17 protein-coding genes are annotated in these 22,927 nt (G+C 73.3%); 8 read left to right on the forward strand and 9 right to left on the reverse strand.

Annotated features, from left to right (window positions below; genetic code table 11):
- Positions 1-14 precede the first annotated feature (14 nt).
- The 4 genes from ABZ374_RS11400 to ABZ374_RS11415 all read right to left on the reverse strand — a co-directional run bounded on the left by ABZ374_RS11400 (position 15) and on the right by ABZ374_RS11415 (position 4,645).
- The gene (locus tag ABZ374_RS11400) at positions 15-1,196 is read right to left on the reverse strand and encodes a hypothetical protein (protein WP_360309487.1); all 1,182 of its coding nucleotides are present in this window, start codon (positions 1,194-1,196) and stop codon (positions 15-17) included.
- Between the two features lie 128 nt (positions 1,197-1,324).
- Positions 1,325-2,206, reverse strand: a complete 882-nt coding sequence (locus tag ABZ374_RS11405) for an acyl-CoA thioesterase II (protein ID WP_360309489.1) — start codon at positions 2,204-2,206, stop codon at positions 1,325-1,327.
- 19 nt (positions 2,207-2,225) lie between these two features.
- Positions 2,226-3,959: a penicillin-binding transpeptidase domain-containing protein gene (locus tag ABZ374_RS11410; protein ID WP_360309491.1), complete on the reverse strand. Its 1,734-nt coding sequence runs from the start codon at positions 3,957-3,959 to the stop codon at positions 2,226-2,228.
- A gap of 143 nt (positions 3,960-4,102) precedes the next feature.
- Positions 4,103-4,645: a low molecular weight phosphatase family protein gene (locus tag ABZ374_RS11415; RefSeq protein ID WP_360309493.1), complete on the reverse strand. Its 543-nt coding sequence runs from the start codon at positions 4,643-4,645 to the stop codon at positions 4,103-4,105.
- Positions 4,646-4,780: 135 nt separating this feature from the next.
- Between ABZ374_RS11415 and ABZ374_RS11420 the strand changes: the two genes are divergently transcribed.
- From ABZ374_RS11420 to ABZ374_RS11450, 7 genes are all read left to right on the forward strand, one after another.
- Positions 4,781-6,085, forward strand: coding sequence for a DUF5685 family protein (locus tag ABZ374_RS11420; protein WP_360309599.1), 1,305 nt, complete (start codon positions 4,781-4,783; stop codon positions 6,083-6,085).
- A 246-nt stretch (positions 6,086-6,331) separates the two neighbouring features.
- Entirely contained in the window at positions 6,332-7,141 is an 810-nt protein-coding gene (locus ABZ374_RS11425; protein ID WP_360309495.1) for a glycosyltransferase family 2 protein, read from the forward strand.
- Complete coding sequence (locus ABZ374_RS11430) at positions 7,138-8,589, forward strand: glycosyltransferase (RefSeq protein WP_360309497.1); 1,452 nt, start codon at positions 7,138-7,140, stop codon at positions 8,587-8,589. The genes ABZ374_RS11425 and ABZ374_RS11430 overlap by 4 nt, the downstream gene beginning before the upstream one ends.
- Positions 8,586-10,001, forward strand: a complete 1,416-nt coding sequence (locus tag ABZ374_RS11435; RefSeq protein ID WP_360309499.1) for a hypothetical protein — start codon at positions 8,586-8,588, stop codon at positions 9,999-10,001. The genes ABZ374_RS11430 and ABZ374_RS11435 overlap by 4 nt, the downstream gene beginning before the upstream one ends.
- Entirely contained in the window at positions 9,998-12,811 is a 2,814-nt protein-coding gene (locus ABZ374_RS11440) for a glycosyltransferase (protein ID WP_360309501.1), read from the forward strand. The genes ABZ374_RS11435 and ABZ374_RS11440 overlap by 4 nt, the downstream gene beginning before the upstream one ends.
- Positions 12,808-13,152 carry a hypothetical protein gene (locus ABZ374_RS11445; RefSeq protein WP_360309503.1) on the forward strand — a complete coding sequence of 115 codons (345 nt, stop codon included), beginning with the start codon at positions 12,808-12,810 and terminating at the stop codon, positions 13,150-13,152. Before ABZ374_RS11440 ends, ABZ374_RS11445 begins: the two co-directional genes overlap by 4 nt.
- Positions 13,149-13,988, forward strand: a complete 840-nt coding sequence (locus ABZ374_RS11450; RefSeq protein ID WP_360309505.1) for a polysaccharide deacetylase family protein — start codon at positions 13,149-13,151, stop codon at positions 13,986-13,988. The genes ABZ374_RS11445 and ABZ374_RS11450 overlap by 4 nt, the downstream gene beginning before the upstream one ends.
- Positions 13,989-14,014: 26 nt before the next feature.
- Here the strand turns inward: ABZ374_RS11450 and ABZ374_RS11455 are convergent, their stop codons facing one another.
- Together ABZ374_RS11455 and ABZ374_RS11460 are read right to left on the reverse strand one after the other, a co-directional pair.
- A complete protein-coding gene (locus ABZ374_RS11455) occupies positions 14,015-14,812 on the reverse strand; it encodes a glycoside hydrolase family 16 protein (protein WP_360309507.1) in 798 nt (265 codons plus the stop codon).
- A gap of 9 nt (positions 14,813-14,821) precedes the next feature.
- A complete protein-coding gene (locus ABZ374_RS11460) occupies positions 14,822-16,030 on the reverse strand; it encodes an ATP-grasp domain-containing protein (protein ID WP_360309509.1) in 1,209 nt (402 codons plus the stop codon).
- A 108-nt stretch (positions 16,031-16,138) separates the two neighbouring features.
- Here ABZ374_RS11460 and ABZ374_RS11465 point away from each other — a divergent pair, with 108 nt between their 5' ends.
- A complete protein-coding gene (locus ABZ374_RS11465) occupies positions 16,139-17,326 on the forward strand; it encodes an FAD-dependent oxidoreductase (protein ID WP_360309511.1) in 1,188 nt (395 codons plus the stop codon).
- A gap of 66 nt (positions 17,327-17,392) precedes the next feature.
- Here ABZ374_RS11465 and ABZ374_RS11470 read toward each other — a convergent pair whose 3' ends face one another.
- The 3 genes from ABZ374_RS11470 to ABZ374_RS11480 form a co-directional block, all read right to left on the reverse strand.
- A complete protein-coding gene (locus ABZ374_RS11470) occupies positions 17,393-19,669 on the reverse strand; it encodes an FdhF/YdeP family oxidoreductase (RefSeq protein WP_360309513.1) in 2,277 nt (758 codons plus the stop codon).
- An 89-nt stretch (positions 19,670-19,758) separates the two neighbouring features.
- The gene (locus ABZ374_RS11475) at positions 19,759-20,922 is read right to left on the reverse strand and encodes an FAD-binding oxidoreductase (protein ID WP_360309515.1); all 1,164 of its coding nucleotides are present in this window, start codon (positions 20,920-20,922) and stop codon (positions 19,759-19,761) included.
- 230 nt (positions 20,923-21,152) lie between these two features.
- Entirely contained in the window at positions 21,153-22,745 is a 1,593-nt protein-coding gene (locus tag ABZ374_RS11480) for an extracellular solute-binding protein (RefSeq protein ID WP_360309517.1), read from the reverse strand.
- Positions 22,746-22,927 lie beyond the last annotated feature (182 nt).

Below are 22,927 nucleotides of genomic sequence, written 5' to 3' on the forward strand. Positions count from 1 at the left end.
GCCCGATCGCGGCCTCAGCGGTTCGTCGGCCCCGGGTCCGCGGCGGAGCCGCCGCCCACGTCGATGCGCACCTGCGCGCCCGCGATCGTCCAGGCGAAATAGGGCAGCGCGGCCGCGAGCGCCGCTCGGCGGGCCGTGCGTTCCGCCTTGGCCAGGCCGAATCGTTCCTGGAAGACCTGCGTGCTGCGCCGGCCACCGGCGTGGGCCGCGAGGTGCCACCCCGGCGCGCTCGCGGCGGCCGGCAGGTGGGCGCGCAACACACCTCCCGCCCATTCGACCTCGGTCAGCTGCGTCCAATCCAGGTGGGAGACCTTGCCGCGAAAGGAGGTTCGGGTGATGCCGACGCCGTCGATCCGCACCGTGGGCACGGTCAGCGGGATGAAGCACATGATGATCGGCACGGTGACATAGGCCAGGGGCAGTCCGAGGTAACTCCGGATCGGGGCCGCATCCTCGTCGGCGGTCCCGAACAGGCCGCCGACGAGCGCCAGCACGATCAGCGCGCCGCCGTGCCAGGCGACCAGCCGGAGCAGGCGCACCCCGCGTCGCGCCGGCAGGACCAGCCCGGCGGGATCGACGCCGGCCGGGACACCGCCGTGCGGATCGTGACCGGCGTCGGTGGGGCCGAGCGCGCGACTGGGCGCGGCGTCCGGCGTGTAGACGAAGGCGTGCAGCCCGCCGGGCAACGCGATGACCGCGCGGGTCGCCGGATCCCCGGCGCACCACACGCGCGTGACACCGGACGCGCGCACCTGTTGCAACACCTCGGCCCTCCAGCGCACGCCGACTTCGAGCAGCGTCTCGCCGTTCGCCTTGAGCAGCCGGATGCCCTCCATCGGATACCCGTCCTGGTGCTCCACCCGCGTGAAGGTGAACGGCACCGGCACCCACGGGTGTTCTCGCAACACCCGACGCATCGTCCGGCTCGTGCCGCGGTGAATGGAGAACCTCGCGGAGACCACGAGCAGGAAAACGATCGTGAACACCACGCCGACCAGCGCCGACGCGATCGCCCCCGGCGCGTCCGGAAGCCCGTACCCGTAGCCGAGCGTCCCGCCGGAGATCACCAGCCCGTAGGCCAACCCCCGTAGCCGCTTCCGGAGTTCGTGTCCGCGAGCACGATCGATGTGGGCCGCGACCCCGGGCGAATCGATCGCCGCCCCCGGTGCGGGCGTCTGTTCGAATATCTCGGACACGGTAGCCCCCCGACTCATCCCGAATCCGGGGAGCCTAACCGCAGTGCCGCCCGTCGGCCCAGCCGAATCGGGTGACTCCCTTGCCCCGGGCGGAATTTCGAGGCAGCCGAAAGCGGCGGGGCAGGGCGCTACCGCTGCCGGATCACCGCCTCCTGCACCACCGACGCGACGAGCACCCCGTCGTGGTTGTAGAACTCGCCCATCGCCAGCCCGCGCGCGTCCTGGGCGGACGGCGACGCCTGCGCGAACAACAACCACTCGTCGGCGCGGAACGGACGCAGGAACCACACCGCGTGGTCGAGCGAGGCCATCTGCAGCTTCGACGGATCGGTGATGTACGGCTTGGCCGCGGTGCCCGCGAGCGTCAGGTCGGACATGTAGGTCAGTCCGCACACGTGCAGCAGCGGGTCGTCCGGAAGCTGCTTCGCGGCCCGCATCCACACCCGCTGATGCGGAATGCCGTCCACGATGTGGGTGCCCGGCGCCCGGTCCTCCGGAACGAAGCGCAGGTCCATCAGCAGTCGGGTCTGCGACTCCTCGTAGTGCGCGCGCTCCTCGGCGGACAACTGCTCGTACGGATCCGGGAGGTCCTCCGGCAGCGGTACGTCCGGCATCGCCCGGCGGTGCCCCGGGGTCTCCTCGGCCACCTTGAAGGACGCCGACAGCGTGAAGATCACCGCGCCGTGTTGTACGCCGGTCACGCGCCGGGTGGCGAACGAGCGCCCGTCCCGGACCCGGTCGACCTGGTACACGATGGGTGCGGTGGTGCTGCCGGGGCGCAGGAAGTAGCTGTGCAGCGAGTGCACGTGTCGGTCCGGAACCACGGTGCGGCCCGCCGCCACCAGGGCCTGGGCGGCGACCTGGCCGCCGAAGGCACGCAGCGGCGCGCCGGCGTGGCACCAGCCCCGGAAGATGTTCTCCTCGATCTGCTCCAAGCGCAGCAGGTCGAGGAAGGTCTCGGCCCGGCCAGGGCCCTCGTCGGCAAGATCGTGTTCGCTCACCCTGCCCATGATGGACTACGGCCGCCGCTCAGCCCGCCGCGGCCAGGAACGACCGGACGATCGGCCCGGCGGATCGACCGCCGGTGAGGCCGCCCTCGACCCAGACCGCGACCGCGATGTCGCCGCGGTAGGCGACCATCCAGCCGTTGTTCGGCTTGCCGCCGCCGACCTCGGCGGTGCCGGTCTTGGCGCCCACGTCGCCGCCGAGCCCGCCGAGCGAGTCCCGCGCGGTGCCCTCGGTGACCACCGACCGCATCAGCGTGCGCAACCGGCTGCTCACCGCGGGCGAGAGTGCCCGCGGGGCCTGCCACCGGTCCGCCTGGTCGGTGAGCAGGTGCGGTTGGCGGAACGTACCGGACTTCGCGGTGGCGACCACCGAGGCCATGGTGAGCGGGTTCATCTGCACCTGGCCCTGGCCGATCATGTTCGCGGCCTTCATGGTGTCGTCGGTCGCGGCGGGCACCCGGCCGTCGAAGGAGACGATCCCGGTCTTCCAGTCGCCGCCGATGCCGAAGCAGTCGTGCGCCATCGTGGCCAGGTCGGAGCCGGTGAGCTTGCCGGACAGGTTCGCCATCGTGGTGTTGCAGGACTGGGCGAAGGCGAGCTTGAAGGTGCCCTCGGGGAAGGCGCGCCCCTCGGAGTTGGTGAACCGCATGCCGCCCGCGTTCGCCGATTCGGGGCAGCCGACCCTGTCGTCCAGGTCGACCACGCCCTTGGTCAGCAGCGTCGCCGCCGAGACGATCTTCAGGGTCGAGCCGGGCGGGGTGGTGCCCAGGAACGCGGTGTTCGGCCCGCCGGCCGGGTTGTTCGCGACCGCGACGATCTCTCCCGTACTGATCCGCACCGCCGCCAGCGAGGTGGTTCGCGACTCGTTCCGGACCGCCTGCTCGGCCGTCGCCTGGAGTGTGGCGTCGAGCGTGGTTTGCACGCCGCCGTCCGCGGGCGGCGCGCTCTGCACCACGCCGACCGTGCCGAGCTGCTTGACCGTGGCGCTCGTGCTCGCGTCGACCAGCAGTACGGTGCCGCCCGCCTCGGCCTGTTCGCCGGGCCGGGCCTTGCTCGCCAGGCCGGTCCGGATCGCGGCCAGCGAGGGGTACTCGGTCGGCGACAACTCCGAGCCGTCGCGCGCGCGCAGCACGTCGCCGCCTGCCCCGTCCCGGTTGGGCTCCAGCCGGAGCCGGGTGGTCGCGGTCAGGTCCGGGTGCAGCGCGTTCGGCGCCCAGTTCACCAGGTAGCCCCGGACCGGGGTCTTGGCGACGGTCAGCACCCCGGTGTACGTCCACTCGCCGGCGCCCCGCAGCGTCAGGTGGGCCTCGAACCCCACCGGGACGCCGCCGTCCGGCTGTTGGGGTCGCGCCTCGCCCACGATCAGCCGGCGACTGCCCACCCGGAGCCCGTCGTCCAGCCCCACCAGCGCCGCGCCCGCCGCGGTCGGATCGGTGGTGAGCGCGCCCGCGCCGGACCAGTTGCCCGTCTGCCACTCGGCGAGGAAGCGCCGCGCGGCATTGCGCGGGCTCTGCTCCGCGGTGCCCGCCGTCGCGGACTCGGCGGACTTCGCGTTCGCGGTCGATAACGGGTCGTCCTGCTTCAGGAACGAGTAGGCCCCGTAGCCCGTACCGACGACCAGCAGCAGGGCCGGCACGAGGAACACCCAGCCGTGCCGGCGCCGGTCTTCGTGGTGCCCGTCGTAGTCGTCGTAGGTGTCGTAGCCGTCGTGCTCGCGGTCGTCCCGGTAGTTCCGGTCGTGCTCTGCGTCGCGCATGCCCCACCTCACCCGGTACCGCCGATCCCCACGACGGGACAGCGAGTGTACGAGGCAGCCAAAGGGTCGGTGTGCCCAGGGGCGTTGGCACATCACGAGGAAAGATCATTTGTTCGAACGGAATCGGTGTTCGAACAACGGCGTCACCCCGCGAGCAGGACCACCAACCGCGCGGTGAGCTCGTCCGCGCGGGCGCCCATCACCCGGAAGGATTCGAGCGGTTCGCCCATCGGGTCGTCGAGCTCGTCGGCGGGGCGGGCCAGACGGTTGGCCGGTCGCAGGGTGTCGACCGAGGCCGCCCAGTCGGCCACCGGCAGTTCGCCGCGCGGGCCGAACCGCTCGCCCAGCCGCACGAGTTCGCCGAGCAGGAAGGTGCGGGGCAGGGCCTCGGCGGCGAGCGCGTCGATCGCCCAGTGGTGTTCGCGCGACATGCCGATGACCAGGTCGGCCGCGCGCAGCAACTCGGCGGTGAGTTTGCGGCTGCGGTGCGCGCCCGGGTCGATCCCGTACTCGTGCAGCACCAGCGCGCTGTTGTCCGCCATCGGCCGGGAGTTCCAGTCGATGGTGCCCGCGGAGGAGACCTCGACGGGCAGCGTCGATGTGGCCAGCCGGTGCCGCAGCATCGCCTCGACCAGGGGGGAGCGGCAGATGTTCCCGCTGCAGACGACCAGTATCGATGCGCTCACGCTGCGGATCCTATGGCCGCACCGATCGTCGGGCCGGGCCGCCCCGACCGCGGATCCCCAACGGGGCTGACGGGTGGTCAGTAGGCTGTGCCCCCCGTGGGGGACGGGAACGGCGCAGCGAAATGGGGCGAGGGGTTGTTCGGGATCATCCGGCCGTGCCGGCACCGACTGTCGGAGAAGCTGCAGAGCGAGTGGATGGCGCATCTGTGCGGCATGTGTCTCGCGCTGCGTGACGACCACGGTCAGGCGGCCCGGGCCGCCACCAACTACGACGGGCTGATCATCTCGGTCCTGGTCGAGGCCCAGTCCGCGCGGCCCGCGGCGGACGGCCGACGCCGGGCCGGGCCGTGCCCGCTGCGCGCGATGCGGCGGGCCGACGTGGCGATGGGCGAGGGGGCCCGGTTGGCCGGTGCGGTGTCCCTGGTGCTCGCGTCGGCGAAGATGCGCGATCACATCGACGACGGCGACGGGGTGTACAAGCGGCGCGCGGTGGCCGGTGGCGCGCGCCGGGTCGCCGAGCGCTGGGCCCGGCAGGGTGCGGACGCCGCGCTGGAGGTCGGCTTCGACACGGCCGTGCTGGTCGAGGCGGTGGATCGGCAGGTCGAGATCGAGGCGTCGGCCGGACCGGGGGTGTCCGTGCTGACCGTGACCGAACCCACCGAGACCGCGACCGGCGCCGCGTTCGCGCACACCGCGGTGCTGGCCGAACGACCGGACAACGCCGAGTCGTTGGCCGAGGCGGGCCGGTTGTTCGGGCGACTCGCGCACCTGCTCGACGCGGTCGAGGACATCCACGCCGACCGCGCGGCGGGCGCCTGGAATCCGCTGTTGGCCACCGGGACCGGACCGGACGAGGCGCACCGGTTGTGCCGCGACGCGGCGACCGGGATCCGGCTCGCGCTGGCCGAGGTCGAGTTCGTCGACGGCGTGCTCGTGCACCGGCTGCTCGTGCACGAGATCGACGAGGCGATCGACCGGTCCTTCCGGCATGCGGGCTTCCCGGTCGAGGCGCCGTCCTGTTCGGTCGCTGGCAGGCACGGCAACGGTTGCGCCAAGCACGGCGAGCGAACCGAACGCCGCCTGGCCGCGCGCCCCGAGGGTTCCTGGCCCAACCAGCAGCCGCCCTACCCGCAGCCGCCGAACCAGCAGCCGCCCGGGAGCCCGTACGACCCGAACAGCCCGTGGGGTCCGCCCGGCGGCCCGACCCCGCCACCGCCGCCGCCCGGCGGGCACAACGTGTTCGTCGCGTGCGCGATCTGGGCCGGGTTGTGCTGTACGTGCCAGTGGTGTTGCCGGGAGGAGTTCGAGGACCCGTGCACCGGCCGGCAGCGGCAGGGTTGTTGCCACAAGTGCGACTGCGGGGACTGCTGCGACGGTTGCGACTGCTGTGGCAACTGTTGTGAATGCGGGGAATGTTGCTCCTGCGACTGCTCCTGCTGAACCCCTGAATATCTCCCCGAAAGGTGCGTAAATTCCCCGAACTGGCATTCGATGGTGAAATCGCCCAACCGTAACGTCTTGGCAAAGCATCTTCGGTCCGATTGACCCTGCTTTCGCCGCCCAACCACGATCAGCGATGACCGGGTGTCGCGCCATCGGCACCCGGCGTCACCGATCTCGGGCCGGTTCCGCCGGCCCGATGCCGTGTGCCCCCCGGGGCGCGCGGCAGACGGGAGGGGGCCGGTCATGCACGACACGACGCACACCGCACAGGCGACACGTCCATTGCCCCGCATCACCGAACTGCCCGGCGGCACCCCACTGCGCGCCGGGCAGTCGGCATCGGACCCGCTGCCGCGCGACCGGGTCACCCTGGTCGTGCCGGCCCGCAACGAAGCCCGCAACCTGCCCTGGGTGCTGCAACAGATACCCGACGGCGTCGACGAGGTCCTGCTGATCGACGGCGACTCCACCGACGCCACGTCGTTGATCACCCGCCACTACCTGCCCGCCGCCCGGGTCATCCCGCAGTCCGGCCCCGGCAAGGGCAGCGCGCTGCGCACCGGATTCCGGCACGCGACCGGCGACATCATCGTCACCATCGACGCCGACGGCAGCATGTTGCCGCAGGAGATCCCGCACTACGTGCACTTCCTGGCCAACGGCTACGACTTCGTCAAGGGCTCCCGGTTCGTCGGCGGCGGCGGATCGCTCGACCTGACCGCGCTGCGCAGCGCGGGCAACCACGCGCTGATGGCGCTGGTGAGCCGGCTCTACCGCTATCGGCTCACCGATCTGTGCTACGGCTTCTGCGCGTTCCGCCGGTGTTTCCTCGACCACCTCGACCTGCGCTCGACCGGCTTCGAGATCGAGGCCGAGATGATCATCCGCGCGCTCCGCGCCGGGCTGCGCATCGCCGAGGTGCCCAGCCTCGAACTCCCGCGCCGCAGCGGCCGATCCAACCTCAACGCACTGCGCGACGGACACCGCGTACTGCGCACCGTGCTGCGCGAGCGCGGCGGTGCGCGCACGCTCCGGACGGGGGAGGACGGTTGACCCCGCGACCCGAACCGGAGCCGAATCGGCCGCCGCGGATCCCCAGGCAGCGCCCGGCCGAGCACACCGACCCGACGTCGAGCCCGGAGCCCGGCGGCGAGCCGACGCCGGTACTCCTCCCGCGCCCGGCGCCGAGCCGCTCGGCCGCCGACCTCGATCCCGCCCCCGACGTCGAGTGCGCCCCCGACCCCGGGCGGGATCCCGCCACCGGCGAACCCGACCTCGTGCACGTGCGCGTGCTCGACCTGACCGCCACCGGTGCGGCCCGGCTGAGCACCCCCGACGGCCGGCCGGCCGAGTGCCCCACGGGCGCCGTCCTCGCCCTGGTCCGGCACGACGGCGTGCCCATGGGCCTGCTCGACCTGGAGTCCTACGGCGCCGACCCGGAACGGCTGATCACCGCCGCCGCGGCCCGATTCGGCACCCCCGCCCCACCCGACCACGCTCCCGGACCGCCCGGACGCCGGGAGACGCCGAGGGTCAGCGTGATCGTGGCGACCCGGGAGCGCCCCGAGCTGCTCGCCGCGTGCCTGCGCACCCTGCTGTGGCAGACCTATCCGGACATCGAACTGATCGTGGTGGACAACGCGCCCACCACCAACCGCACCGCGAGCGTGGTCCGCGGCGGTTGCGCGGGCCTGGTGCGCTACGTCCGCGAACCCCGCGCCGGCCTGGCCCTCGCGCACAACCGGGGCATTGCCGCCGCCACCGGCGAACTGCTCGCCTTCACCGACGACGACGTGCTCGCCGACCCCGGCTGGGTGGCCGGCCTGGTCGCCGGCTTCGCCCGGGCGGGCCGACCCGCGTGCGTCACCGGGCTGATCCTGCCCGCCGAACTGCGCACCCCGGCCCAGTTGATGCTGCATCACCACGCGGGCTTCGCCAAGGGCTTCGAACCCGTGCTCTACGACGCGCAGGCGCCGCCGGCGGACCCGCTGTTCCCGTTCACCGCCGGCCGCTTCGGTTCGGGCGCGAACATGGCCTTTCGAGCCGACGTGTTGCGCGCGATGGGCGGCTTCGACCCGGCGACCGGCGTCGGTACGCCCGCGCGCGGCGGCGACGACCTGCTCGCGTTCTTTCGCACCATCGTGCGCGGCCACCGGATCGGCTACGAACCCGGTGCGCTGATCTGGCACCGGCATCGCGCCGATCGCGCCGCGGTGGCGCACCAGGTCCGCGGCTACGGCACCGGCCTGGGTGCCTACCTGACCGCCGCCGTGCTGCGCGAGCCGCGCACGATCGGCGCGTTCTGCCGCCGCGTGCCCGGCGGCATCCGCCACGCCCTGGCCCGCACCCGCGCGCCCGGCCGGCCCGAAGTACCCTGGCCCGCCCGCCTGGCCGGGCTCGAACGGCGTGCGCTGGTCGCCGGCCCGCTCGCCTACCTGCACGCACGGCTGCGCATGCACGGCGTGCGCACGCCCTGGGAGCAACCGGGGCAGGCCCGGTGACCCAGGCCCAGCTTCGCCGGCCGAGTCGGCCCGGGGTGGACCCGCTGCTGCGCAACGGCCATGTGCTGACAGTGGGCTCGCTGGTCACCTCGGCATTCGGCGCGGGCTACTGGGCACTTGCCACCCGCTGGTACGGCGACGCGACAGTGGGCCGCAGCTACGCCGCCGTGTCGGCACTGATGTTGCTCTCCGGGCTGGGCCAACTCGGCCTGGGCAACGTGCTCGTGCGCTTCCTGCCGCAGGCCGGGTCGGACCGGCGGGCGCTGATCCGGGCCGCCTACACCGCCGCGGGCGGCGCCACGCTGGTGGGCGTGCTGGGCTTCCTGGCGCTGATCCCGGTGTGTGCGCCGGGCCTGGGCTTCCTGCGCGAACCGGCGGCCGGTGCCTGCTTCGTGGCCACCACCGTGGCGTACGCCCTGTTCGCGCTCCAGGACGGCGCGCTTACCGGACTGCGCCGACCCGGGCCGGTGGTGGGCAAGAACAGCGGCTTCGCGGTCGCCAAGATCGTCTTCGTCGCCGCGCTCGCCGGGTCGATGCCCACGATCGGGATCCTGATGTCCTGGACGCTGGCCCTGGTCTCGACCCTGGTCGTGGTGGACGCCTGGTTGTTCGCCCGACTGCTCCCGACCGACCGGCGCGGCAACCCCGCCGGGTCCGAGGGCGGTTCCGAGGTCCGCCCCGGATCCGGCCCGGGATTCCGTCCCGGATCCCGTCCCGACGCCGGTCCGGGCGCGGGTCCCGTCGCGCGCCTCGAGCCGTCCGCGCCCGGCCGGCGCCGGTCCGGCTTCGTGCTCGGCGGTGCCGTCCTGCGCTACGCCGGCGCCGAGTATCTGGGCACGCTGTGCTGGCTGGCCGCGACCACGCTGCCGTCGATCATCGTGCTGGAACACGCCGGTGCCCGGGAGAGCGCCTACTTCTCGCTCGCCTGGGTGGTGGCCAACACGCTCCACCTGATCAGCCTCAACATGGGTGCGTCGCTGCTGGTCGAGGCGGCCGGCGAGCGCGCCGGCCTCGCCGCGGGCTGCCGTCGGGTGCTCCGCCACACCGGCGCACTGCTCGTCCCGGCGATCGCCGCCCTCGTCGCCGGCGCACCCCTGGTGCTGCGCGTGTTCGGCCCCGGCTACGCCCGCAACGGCTCGACGCTGCTGCAACTGTTGGCCCTGTCCGCGCTGCCGCACCTGGTGGTCGCGACCGCGATCAGCGCCTGTCGCGTGCTCGGCCGCATGCGCGTGGTGGTCGCCGTCCAGGCCAGCCTCGCGACCGCCGTACTGACCCTGACCGTCCTGCTGTTGCCCGTGCTCGGCGTGCTCGGCGCCGGCGTCGCGTGGCTCGGCGCGCAGACCGCGACCGCGCTCGCGCTGCTGATCGCCCGCCGGGTCTGGCTGCCCGACACCGCCGGGAGGCCCGCATGACGGAGACTCCACCGCGCACCCGACGCCTGGCCTGGGTCGCCATCCGGGCCGAGGAGGCGGCCGTCCGGCGGGCCCGGGCGGCCGCCCTGCGGCAGGCCGTGCCACCGGCCGGGCAGACGCCGCCCCGACCCACCCTGACAGTGATCGTCTGCGCCTACACGATGGACCGCTGGGACGACCTGAGCGCGGCCCTCGCCTCGATCCGGGCCCAGGACGAGCCGCCGGCCGAGACGATCCTGGTCGCCGACCATTGCCACGAACTCGCCACCCGCGCCGCCCGCGAGTTCACCGACGTCACCGTGTTGCGCAATCGCGGCCGACGCGGCCTCTCCGGGGCGCGCAACACCGGCGTCGAGGGCGCGCACGGCGAGGTGGTGGCCTTCCTCGACGACGACGCGGTGGCCGAACCCGACTGGACCATGCGCCTGCTCGACGGCTACGCCGACCCCGACGTGCTCGGGATCGGCGGCCGGATCCGGCCGAACTGGGACACCGGGCGCCCGGCCTGGTTCCCGGCCGAGTTCGACTGGGTGATCGGCTGCACCTACCGGGGCATGCCCGAACACGCCGCGCCGGTCCGCAACCTGATCGGTGCCAACATGTCCTTCCGGCGCAGCGTGCTGGTCGACATCGGCGGCTTCCGCACCGACCTCGGCCGGGTGGGCACCCGCCCGCTGGGCTGCGAGGAGACCGAGCTGTGCATCCGCGCGGCGGCCCGGCACCGCGGCGGCACGATCGGCTACGAACCCGCCGCCGTGGTCCGCCACCGGGTGCCCGCCGCGCGCGCCACCTGGCGCTACTTCCGGGCCCGCTGCTGGGCCGAGGGCCTGTCCAAGGCCGCGGTCGGCCGGCACGCGGGCACCGGCACCGCGCTCGCGGCCGAGCGTTCCTACCTGGCCTCGACCATCCCGCGGGCCCTGGTCCGGCCGTTCGCGCCGGACGCCGCACCGCCCAAGGCCACCATCCCCGCGCTGCTCCTGGGCGTGCTCACCACCGGGCTCGGCTACGCGACCGGTCGGCTGCGCGGCCTGGGCCGCGACCCGCTGCCGACCGCGGCGGCGCTCGCCTTCCGCGCGTTCGGGCTCCTCGCGCTGCCGGTGGCCGTACTGCTGTGGGTGCTTGCGATGCGGATGCCGGTCGCGGTGGACCGGATGGGCGGCCTGGGCCTGCTGGACGTGCTGCCGATCCTCTACTGGTGCGCACTGGGCCTGCTGACCGCGGGTTTCGCCGCGACCCTGCTCGACCGCGCCGCCCGGGCACCGCGATACGCGTTGTACACCGGCGCGTTGGTGACCATGCTGCACGCGACGCCCGCCGTGCTGTACGACCATCTGCGGTACGCATGGGCCTGGAAGCACGTCGAGGTGGTCGACCAGTTCCTGCGCACCGGCGAAACCCTCCCGCACGCGGGCGAGTTGGCGCCGTACCACCAATGGCCGGGGTTCTTCGCCGCGGCCGCCACCGCGGTCCGCGGCATCGGCGCGCAGGACGCGCTGACCATCGCGACCTGGTCGCCGCTCGCCTTCGACCTGCTGCTGATCGGCCCGCTGGTCCTGCTCTATCGCACCTTCACCCGCAACCGGCGGATCGTCTGGGCGGCGGTGTGGATCTACTTCGGCACCGCGTGGGTCGGCCAGGACTACTTCGCACCACAGACCTTCGCGTTCGTGCTCTACGTGAGCATCCTGGCGCTGATCCTGGACCGTGACCGACGCCCGCTCGGCACCGTCGCGCTGTGCACGCCGCTCGTGCTCGCGGTGGTGACGGCGCATCAGCTCACCCCGCCGATGCTCGTGGTCGCGACCGGCGCACTGGCCTGCTCGCGGGCCCATCGCCGGGTCGCGCTGCCCCTGCTCGTGCTGACCACGATCGCCGTCTCGGCCTGGGACCTGACCGTGGCCCGGCCCTTCGTGTTCGAGCAGTTCGGCTCCTCCTGGGAGCAGTTCGGCGACTTCGAGGCCAACGCGCACGCCGGGATGGTCGACCTGGGCAGCGCCGAACCCGGCCAGGTGCTGGTGGCCCGGGTCGATCGGGCGCTGACCGTCGGCGTGGTGGTGCTCGCCGCCGCCGCGCTGATCCGCCGCCCCCGGTTGCGCCGCTCGCCCGCCACGCGGTTGGCGATCGCCCCGCTGCCGTTGCTCGCGGCCGGTGCGTACGGCGGCGAAATCATCTTCCGCGTCTACCTGTTCGCGCTCCCCGCGGTCGCCTTCCTGATCGCCTCGTGGCTCGCGCCGCTGTTCGGCGACCGGGGCCGGCCGCGCCCGCGTGCGCTGCTGCTGCCGGTGGTGTTCGCGCTGCTGCTCACCGGGTTCGTGTTCGGCTACTACGGCAAGGAGCGGCAGAACCACTTCGGCGACGGCGAGATCGCCGCCCGGCAGTGGTTGGGCACGGTCTCCGCCCCCGGCGATCTGATCGTCGCGGCCACCAACAACTTCCCCGGAGCCTACGCCGATTACGAGCGACAACAACACCGCTGGTTCGCGATGGAGACGCCGACCCTGCGCGCGGGCGTCGTGCACGATCCGGTCGCCGGCCTGACCGCGCTGGCCGACGAATACCCCGGCAGCACCGCGTACCTCTTCCTGACCGCCGGCCAGCGGGCCGAGTGCGAGCAGACCGGCCTGCTGCCGGCCGGCGCGCTCGAACGCATGGACCGCACGCTCGCCGCGGCGCCGCGCTTCACCCTGCTCCGGCGCGATCGGGACGCGGTGATCTACCGGATCGACCCGAGCACCCGGCCGATCGGGACCGCGCCGGCGCAGGTTGCCCCGACCCGGGACGCCCCGGCCCGAAGCGACCCCCGGCGATGACCGGCCCGATTCGCGCGGCGTGGCCGGCCGCGGCCGGCTGGCTGGCGTTCGGCTCACTCGCCCTGCCCGCCGGGCAGCCGCTGCGGGTGCTCGTGGTGGTCGTGTTCCTGGCGCTCGGCCCCGGCTGCGCGATCGCCGGGGATGGCGGCACGGCACCGGCGACGGCGGTGATCTCGGTCGTCGGCAGCGCCGCGTTGTGCGCGCTGACCGCCGAGGCGTACCTGCTCGCCGGCGCCTTCTCCGGCCCCCGCGTGCTCGGCACGCTCGCGGGGCTGACCACCCTCGCGGCGCTGATCCGCATCGTCGCGCACACTCTCGCCTCGCGAAGGGACATCGGATGAGATCCGAGACCGCGGTTCCGGTACTGCTGTACCACTCGGTGCGCGACGACCCGCCGCCGTGGATCGCGCCGTTCACGGTCGGCCCGGCCGAGTTCGGCCGCCACCTCGACCGGGTATTGGCCAGCGGCCGGGTCCCGGTCGACCTGGACCGCTTCACCGAGGCCCTGCACGGCGGACGCGATCTGCCCCGACACAGCGTGCTGATCACCTTCGACGACGGCTACGCCGACTTCGCCCGGTACGCGCTGCCGCAACTGGTCGAGCGCGACCTGCCCGCGACGCTCTACGTCACCACCGACGCGCTGTGGCCCACCCGGCGGCCCCCGCTGCCGCCCGCCGCGATGCTCACCTGGGACGGCCTGCGCCGGATCGCCGACGCGCCGGGCCTGACCATCGGCGCACACGGCTGCACGCACCGCGAGCTGGACACCCTGCCGATCGAGCTGATGCACCGCGAGATCACCGATTCGCGCGAGCGGCTGGAGACCGAACTGGAGCGTCCGGTCACCTCGTTCGCGTATCCGTTCGGATACAACAACGCGGCCGTGCGGGAGGCGGTGCGGCATGCCGGCTTTCGCACCGCGATGGCCGTGCGCGACGCGCACAGCTCGCGCGAGGACGATCCGTGGCGGATCTCCCGCCTGCTGGTGCGCGCGGACACCGGCGCGACCCGCCTGGACGCCTGGCTGGCCGGCGCCGGCGCTCGGGTCGCGCCGTTTCGGGACGGGCTGCCCACGCTGGGTTGGCGGATCTGGCGGCGCACCCGGGCGCGCCGGCGCGGACACCCCGATCCGTGGGCGGGCCGGCGTGATCCGGTGGCCGGCCGGATCCGGTGACCGACCCGCGGCCGGCGCGGGCGCGCTCAGGGCGACCACACCCGCACCGATCGGATCCGCAACTCGGCGCTGCGCACCTGCTCCGGCACCGGGTCCGGATAGCCCATCGCGAGGGTGAACAACACCTCCATCGGCTGGTGCGGGATGCGCGCGGGATCGGTCACCGTGAACACCTGTTCGCCGTCGATCGACCAGGTCAGCCGAGCCGGCGCCCAGTCGAGCGCGAAGTGGTGGAAGCGCTCCGACCAGTCGCGCGCGGGCGACTCGTGCACCCACGCCCGCGCCCGACCGTGCGAATCGCGCCAGTGCACCGTGGACCGGGCCCGACCGTCCCCGCCGATCAACTCGACCACGTCCAACTCCGGCGGGGTGTACCGGGAGGCGGGCATCAGCCAGAACGCCGGGAACGAGTCGGGCTCGCGCGGCATCAGCAACTCGGCCTCGACCCGGCCGTAGGTGAAGGTGAAGCGCGGCCGACCGGACCAACTCGGCCGCCCGGTCGACAACATGCCCGACGCCCACGGGTGGACCAGTCGATCCGAGCCGGGCGTGGGCCGGCGCACCGCGCTCAGAATCGCCTCACCCCCGCCCACCCGGACCTGCTCGGGCCGATACCACTGCTGCTCCCGGTTGCCCGCGTTGGTGCAACCGTCCACGTTCCAGTCGTAACAGGTCACCCAGCGCTCGGCGGCCAACGTCGAACCGGTGAAGTCCTCGGCGAACAACAAGCGCGGCCGAGCCGGCGGCCCCGCCCCACAGGCCGCCAGCAGCACGGCCGCCAGCAGCAGCGCCGGCGCCCGGGGCACCCGCCCGCTCGCGGTCACCGCACGCCCTCAGCGCCCGTACCGACGCAACGCCGCGCCGAGCGCCCGTACCGCGACCGCCGCGGCGGGCAGTGGATCGTCCCAGGCCAGCCAGGCCGGCTCCACCCCGCCGCGAACCGGCGGACAGCCGGGCGGCCGGGCCGCTCCGGCCCGACCCCGGTAGGCGAGCCACGCCGCGACGTCCAGATGCTCGGCGACGTAGCGCCGTCCCTCACGCTGCCCGCCCGCCGGGATCGCCCGACCGGTCAGGTCCAGGTGCAGCGCGCGCACCACGTCCAACCCGCGATCGGTCTCGAACATGCGGAACTGGGCGCCCACCCGCGGGTTGAAGTCGACCAGCTTGTACCGCCCGTCGCGCAGATCCAGCCGCCAGTCCAGATCGGCCGGCCCGCGATAGCCGATCGCCCGACACAACCGGGCCGACCGGCGGGCCAGCCCCGGATTCGCCAACGCCCGGGCGTATGTGGTCACTCCGGCGTGCGCGGGCCAGGACCGGAGCTTGAGGCCGGTGAACACCGGCGCGCAGCGGCCGTCCGGCGCGGTGTACAGGTGCACGATCCAGTCCTGCGCGGCCTCGCGCGGCAGGTAGGTCTGCAACAACACCGACCGCGGGGCGTCGACCAGGGCGAGCAGGGTGCCTTCGTCGGAGACCAGCGTGGTGCCGGCCACCACCGGGGCGCGCAATCGGGCCCACGGCGCCAGGTTCTTGACCACGACCGGGTAACCCAACTCGGCGGCGTCAGTCACCAGTTGCTCCCGATCGACGGGGAACCGGGTGTCCGGTGCGGGCACCCCGTGGGCCAGACACCGCCGGTAGAGCCCACGTTTGCCGGCCAGCCCGGCAGGCAGGTCGGGTTCCACCTCGGGCAACAGGAAACACTCGGCCAGCCGATCCTGCGCCCCGGCGGCGAGCAGCGCGGCCTCGTCGTCGGTGGGCACCAGCACCGCACGGGCGGGCAGCCCGCGACCGATCCGCAACAGCCGCTCCAGCAGCGCCGCCGGGTCCTCCAGGCCGGTGGTGGGCCACACGTGTCGCCGACTCAGATGCCGGGGGAGCGCGGTCGGGGTGTACGCGTCCTCGACCACCGCGTGCACCGCGACACCCGCTCGGCCGAGCGAGCGCACCGCGCCGACCGAGCCCTGATGCAGCGGATATCGGCCGATCTTGAACAGCAGTGCCGGTACCGAACGATCCAGCTCGACCCCTCGCCCGACCATGGCGTCGCCTCCCCGTCCGGACCTTTCTAGCAGCGCGAACCGACTTTTCATCGGATAACCCCGCAATCGGTATCAACATCTCCATCTCGCACACCCGAAGGACGCACCATGACCGTCGCCATCGTCGGAGCGGGCCCCTACGGCCTCTCGCTCGCCGCCCACCTGCGCCAACTCGGGGTGACCACCCGTGTGTTCGGCGAGCCGATGGAGAGCTGGCGACGCCATATGCCGGTCGGCATGCTGCTCAAATCCCGGCCGGACGCGTCCTCGATCGCCGCCCCGAGGCCGGGCTTCGACCTGGCCGACTACCAACGCGCCCGGGGCGAGCGGCCGTTGACGGGCGATCAGCCGGTGCCCCGGGAGACGTTCGCCGGCTACGGCCGCTGGTACACCGATCGGCTGGTACCCGGCGTGGAACGGGTGCGGATCACCGGCCTCGAACCGGCCGGCCACGGTTTCGTGCTGGGCCGCGCGGACGGCGGCGAGGTCGAGGTCGACGCGGTCGTGCTGGCCACCGGGTTGGCCGCGCACCGCCATGTACCGCCGGTCCTGGACCGCCTGGGCGCCGACCTGGTCTCGCACTCCGCCGAGCACGCGGATCTGGCCGAACTCGGCGCGGACCGGGACATCGTGGTGATCGGCTCGGGTCAATCCGCGTTGGAGAGCGCGGCGTTGCTGCACGAGGGCGGCGCCGCGCGGGTGCGCGTGTTCGGCCGGGCCGAGCGGGTGCGCTTCGCCGCGCCGCCGGTGCCGGGTCGGGCCCGGCGGCTCACCCCGGACTCGCCGCTGGGCGCCGGGTGGTCGGTGGCCGCCGCCGCACGCGGGCCGGCCGCGTTCCGGCTGCTGCCCGCGGGCGTGCGGGTCGACCTGGCCCGGCGCATCCTGGGCCCGTCGGCCGCGTGGTGGTTGCGGGATCGGCTGGACGGGCGGGTGTCGGTGCGGGACGCGCAGACGGTCACCGGGGCCCGCCGGGAGCCGGACGGGCGGGTCCGGATGTTGCTCCGGGACCGCACCGGATACCAGCGCGCGGTGCACACCGACCACGTGCTCGCCGCGACCGGCTACCGGGTCGACCTGGCCGCGCTGGGCTTCCTCGCGCCGCACGTGCGGCGCCGGATCACCACGATCGGCGGATTGCCCGCGCTGGACGCGGCGTTCGAGACGACCGTGCCGGGCCTGTACGTCACCGGCCCGCCGGCCGCGGCGACCTTCGGCCCGGTGGTCCGCTTCGTGCACGGCACCGGCTTCGCCTCCCGCCGCCTGGCCGCCGTACTCGCGGCCCGCTTCCAGGGCTGAGCCCCGTCCGCCGCACGGGCCGACGGCCCGTGCGGCGGACGAAGGCGAAACCCGGCCGCCGCCGGGTCAGTGCGCGTGCGGCTCCAGGCGGACCACGATCGACTTCGAGGTCGGCGTGTTGCTTTCGTCCGCCGTGCTGTCCAGCGGCACCAGCACGTTGGTCTCCGGGAAGTAGGCCGCACAACAACCCGCCGCGGTGTCGTAGGACACCACCTTGAACGCCGGCGCCCGGCGCTCGACGCCGTCGCTCCACTCGCCGACCAGGTCGACCGACGCGCCGTCCGCGATCCCCAGTTCGGCCAGGTCGGTCGGGTTGACGAAGACCACCCGGCGGCCCTGCTTGATCCCGCGATAACGGTCGTCCAGGCCGTAGATCGTGGTGTTGTACTGGTCGTGCGAGCGCACCGTCTGCAGGATCAGCCGACCTGCGGGCACCCGCAGCACCGCGAGGTCGTTGCGGGAGAAGTTCGCCTTGCCGGTCGTGGTCGGGAACGTGCGCGCGTCGCGCGGTCCGTGCGGCAGGACGAAACCGCCGGGCTTGCGCACCCGCCGATTGAAGTCGGTGAACCCCGGGATCACCCGCTCGATGCGATCCCGGATCAGGTCGTAGTCGCGCGCGAAATCGCGCCAGGGCACCGATACCCGATCACCCAGCACCCGCTCGGCGAGCCCGCAGACGATCGCCACCTCGGAGCGCAGGTGCGGCGAGGCCGGCGGCAGCTTGCCGCGCGACATGTGCACCGCGCTCATCGAGTCCTCGACGGTGACGAACTGGTCCTGCTCGGTGCGCCCCAGCGTGGGCAGGATCAACGCCCGCCGGCCGGTGACCGCGTGCGAACGATTGAGCTTGGTGGACACCTGGACGGTCAGCCGGGTGGCCCGCAACGCGGCCTCGGTCGCCGCGGTGTCCGGCGTCGCCGAGACGAAGTTGCCGCCCACCGCGACGAACACCTCGACCGCGCCGTCGCGCATCGCCCGGATCGCGTCCACCACGTCGTGCCCGTGCTCGCGCGGCGGCTCGAAGTCGAACTCCTTCGCCAACGCGTCCAAGAACGCCGCCGAGGGCTTCTCGTAGATGCCCATCGTCCGGTCGCCCTGCACGTTGCTGTGCCCGCGCACCGGGCACACCCCGGCCCCCGGCCGGCCGACGTTGCCGCGCAGGAGCAGGAAGTTGACCACCTCGCGGATGGTCGGCACCGAGTTCTTGTGCTGGGTCAGGCCCATCGCCCAACACACCACGATCCGGCGCGAGTCGAGCACCCGTCGATGGATGCGCTCGATCTGTTCGCGCTCCAGCCCGGTCGCCTCCAGCACGTCGGCCCACGGCGTGGTCCGCACATCCGCCGCGAACTCCTCGAAGCCGTGCGCGTATTCGTCGATGAAAGCCCGATCCAGGACGGTGCCCGGCGCGGCGTCCTCGGCTTCGAGCAACAGTCGGTTCAGCGCCCGGAACAGCGCGAGGTCGCCGTTGACCCGGATCTGCGCGAACTCGTCGGTCAACGAGGTGCCCGAGCCGAGCATGCCGGACACCTTCTGCGGATTCTTGAACCGCAGCAGCCCGGCCTCGGGCAACGGGTTGACCGCCACGATCGAGGCGCCCGCCTGCTTGGCCTTCTCCAGCGCGGACAACATCCGCGGGTGGTTGGTGCCGGGGTTCTGGCCGACCACGAAGATCAGGTCGGCCTGATACAGGTCCTCCAGCGACACACTGCCCTTGCCGACCCCGAGCGTCTGGGTCAGCGCCGAACCGCTCGACTCGTGGCACATGTTGGAGCAGTCCGGCAGGTTGTTCGTGCCGAACGCGCGCACGAACAACTGGTACACGAACGCGGCCTCGTTGCTGGTGCGACCCGACGTGTAGAACGCCGCCCGATCCGGCGAATCCAGCGCCGCCAACTCCTCGGCGACCACCCCGAACGCGTCCTCCCAGGAGATCGGCGCATAGTGCGAGGCACCCTCGGCGAGGTACATCGGCTCGGTCAGCCGGCCCTGCTGGCCCAGCCAGTAGTCCGACTTGTCGGCCAACTCGGCGACCGGGTGCGCGGCGAAGAAGTCCGCGCCCACTCGACGCACGGTGGCCTCCTCGGCGACCGCCTTCGCGCCGTTCTCGCAGAACTCGGCGACGCTGCGATGGTCCGGCTCGGGCCACGCGCACCCGGGACAGTCGAAGCCCTGCTTCTGGTTGACCCGTACCAGGGTCAGCAGGCTGCGCTTGACCCCCATCTGGCGACCGGCGTGGCGCAGTGACCAGGCCACGGCGGGCAGCCCGGCCGCGTACTCCTTGGGCGGGCCGACCACGAGGCCCTCGTCGCCGACGTCGTCCACGGGCGGCTTGCTGACCATGCGGGCGCTCCTGCTGCTGCTCGAACCGATCGCTTCGACACGACCCTGTTGCCCCGTACGTTACGCCCCCGCGCCGGCGTGTCCGCAGCTCAGCAGCCCTGGAGCAGCCGCGGCCCCGGCACGATGGCGTCCAGACTCTCGGTGTGCAGCCGCTGCGGGGCCACCCCCAGCTCGCCGGTCAGCCGATGGGCGGTGGCCCGGACCATCGCCGCCGACCCGCTGACGAACACGTCGTGGTCGTGCCAGCGGCCGTACCGGGCCAACACGTCGGGCAGCGCACCGTGGTCGCCGGCGAACGAGCGGTCGTGGCTGACCGCCGGGATCACGTGCAGCCACGGGTACATCTGCGCCATCGCGGCCAGCGCGGTCAGGTCGTACAGATCCGCCCCGTACTTCGCACCGATGAACACATGCGCCCGGTTGGCCAACTGCCGCTGCGCCATGTGCTGGACCAGCGCCTTGATCGGCGCCAGACCGGTCCCGGAGGCGACGCACAACGTGCGCCGCAGCGTCTCGCCGCGCAGCACCAGGCCGCCGCGCGCGGGCCCGAGCCGAATGTGGTCGCCGACCCGGGCCCGGTGCACCAGCGCGTTGCTCACCCACCCGGCGGGCACCGCGCGGACGTGCAGTTCGAGCCGGCCGTCCACCCGCGGCGCGTTGGCGATCGAGTAATGCCGCCACACCCGCGGCCACCACGGTGTCTCCACGGTGACGTGCTGGCCCGGGTGATAGGGCAGCGGTTGATCCGGCTGCACGGTGATCACCGCGATGTCCCGCCCGCGCGGCTCGTGGCCGGTGATCACCGCGTCCCACCACGGCGGCGCCTCCTCGGCGTCGTCGGCGGCGGCCTCGATCATCACCGCCGCCGCCCACGTGTAGACCTCCAGCCAGGCGGCCTGGAGTTCGGGCGTCCAGCGGCCGCCCAGGTAGCGGGCCAGTGCGCCGATCAGCGCGGAGCCGACCGCGTCGTAGTGCTCGTCGAGGACGCCGTACTTGCGATGGTCGCGACCCAACCGGCGCAGAAACCGGCGCAGCTCGTGCGGTTCGTCGGCGCCGGTGCCCAGCCGCAGCAGCGCCGCGAGCAGTCGGTCGCGCTGGAGGTCCATGGCCGGTGGGAACAACTCGCGCAGGTCGGGCCGGCGCAGGAACAGCAGGGCGTAGAAGTGCGAGACCAGATCGTGCGCGGCGGGGGCGACGGCGGTGAGGCTGCCGCGGAGCAGATCGGCCCGGGAGGGATCGGGACTTCCGGACATGACGGACCGCATCCTCGTGTGCTCGGAGAGCGACCCGGCGGCGGGACATGTACTGCCGAATCCGGAAACCGCCGGTCACCCGAAGGGGAAGTGAGCCGACGGTATGCGGCCGTGCGAACGCGGAGGGTGGGTAATGCGCGAAGCCCGCCGCGGCGAACCGCGGCGGGCTTACGCTTGAGGATTTCCTGCGCCGTGTGGGTGACAAGGACGGTGGGTCACCCACCCGGCGATCAGAGCCGGGTGTCCTTGTCGAAGCCGGCGGCGATCGTCGCGTCCGCGCTGCGCCCGGCTGCCTCCGGGTCGAGTCCCTTCGCCAACACGTTCCCGGCGAAGTCCTTGAGCGGCGCGGACGTCCAGCCGGGCGCCTGCGGGTAGGGGCGGCCCTGCTTGAGCGCCGCCAACGTGGCCGGTCGGATCACGTTGGTGCGGCCCGCGGCGGTGGTCACCTCGGCCAGGGCCGGCACCGTCTCGTTCTCGGTGGCCCACCGCTCCTGCCAGGTCGCCGAGGCCAGCACCCGGAGCATGTTCACCGCGCCCGCCGGATGCGCGGTCTTCGCCGACACCGCCAGCACCCCGCCCCACACGCCGACCGCCCCTGGCTTGTCCGCACTGTTCCCGGGCATCGGGAAGGCGGCCAGGTTGCGCGCCGTCTCGGGGGAGGAGCGCAGCAGTTCCGGGAAGACCCAGTCGGGCTGGATCATCATCGCCGCCTTGCCCCCCGCGAGCACGGCGGTGATCGTGCCTGCCGGGTCCTTGAACTCCTCGACGTCCTTCGGCGCGGTCGAATACGCCTGGAGCTTCTGGTAAAAGCCGATGCCCGCACGGCCGGCCGGGCTGCCCAGCCGCCCGGCCCAGCGCTCACCCTCGCGCACGGCTATCTCGCAGCCGTCCTCGTACAGGCACGCGGTGATCGTCTGCCACGCCTTGCCGACCAGGTGCAGCGCCTCGAACTTCGGGTCGCTCGCGTGATGCCGCTTGAGCTTGTCCAACTGGGTGATCCACTCGTCCCGGGTGCGCGGCACGGTGAACCCGGCCGGGTCGCACAGCCGCTTGTCGTAGACCACGACCGGCGCGTAGACGTCCATCGGCAGCGCGTACAGCTTGCCGTCGAACGTGCACGCGGCCCTGGCCGCCGGGTGCCAGGCGTCCACGTTCAGTCGGCTCGCGTACGGCGTCAGGTCCAGCAGTTCCCCACGCCGCACCCGAGCGGCCAGATCGAAGGTCTGCGCCTGGAAGATGTCCGGGCCGTTGCCGGCGGCGAGCGCGGTGTCCAACTTGCGCCTGTCGATCAGGTCCTGGACCTCGGTGCGGGCGGTCCCGAACGGATCGGCCTTGAGCAGTGCGGCGGCCAGGTCGGTGTTCGTCTTCGCCTGGTCGACACCCGGGGTGAGCAACTTTTCCAGCCACAACGTGAGCGTGTACGGGCCGCTCTCGCCGGTGGGCGGTTCCGGGTTGGGCGGGGCCGGCGGGGGGACCGGCCCCGGCGTGGTGGGGGCGGGCGTGGGCCCGGGCGCCGCGGTCTTGCCGTCGCCCCGGGTGAGCAGCCACGCGGCGACGCCGCCGGCCGCGACGACCGCCGCGACCGAACCGGCCACGATCACCTTGCGCCGCGAGGAACCGTCGCCGGGCGGCGGGGGAGTGGGCCCCCAGCCGGGCGGAGGCGGCACGTTCGGGTACTGCGGCGGGCCGGCCGGATACTGCGGTGCCGCACCGCCGGGGTACGGCTGTGGCGGCACACCGCCCGGGTACGGCTGCTGCGGCGGGCCGGCCGGGTGGTACGCGGGTGCCCCGCCGGCGGGCTGCGGGGGTGGTGGCACGGCCATCGGCGCATGGGTGGGCCGAGGGGGTGGGTCGGCCGATGCGTCATCCTCCGATGACACCTGCGGGTCGTCGTTCCACGACGGCACTGTGCGGCTCCTCCGGTTGGCGGGATACGGATGTTCGCCAAACCTTAGAGCGGGGCCGGCCCGGGCCCGGTCGGGAGATCCACCGACTTCGGGCCCGG

Source organism: Embleya sp. NPDC005971 (assembly GCF_040629175.1).
Taxonomy (GTDB): domain Bacteria; phylum Actinomycetota; class Actinomycetes; order Streptomycetales; family Streptomycetaceae; genus Embleya.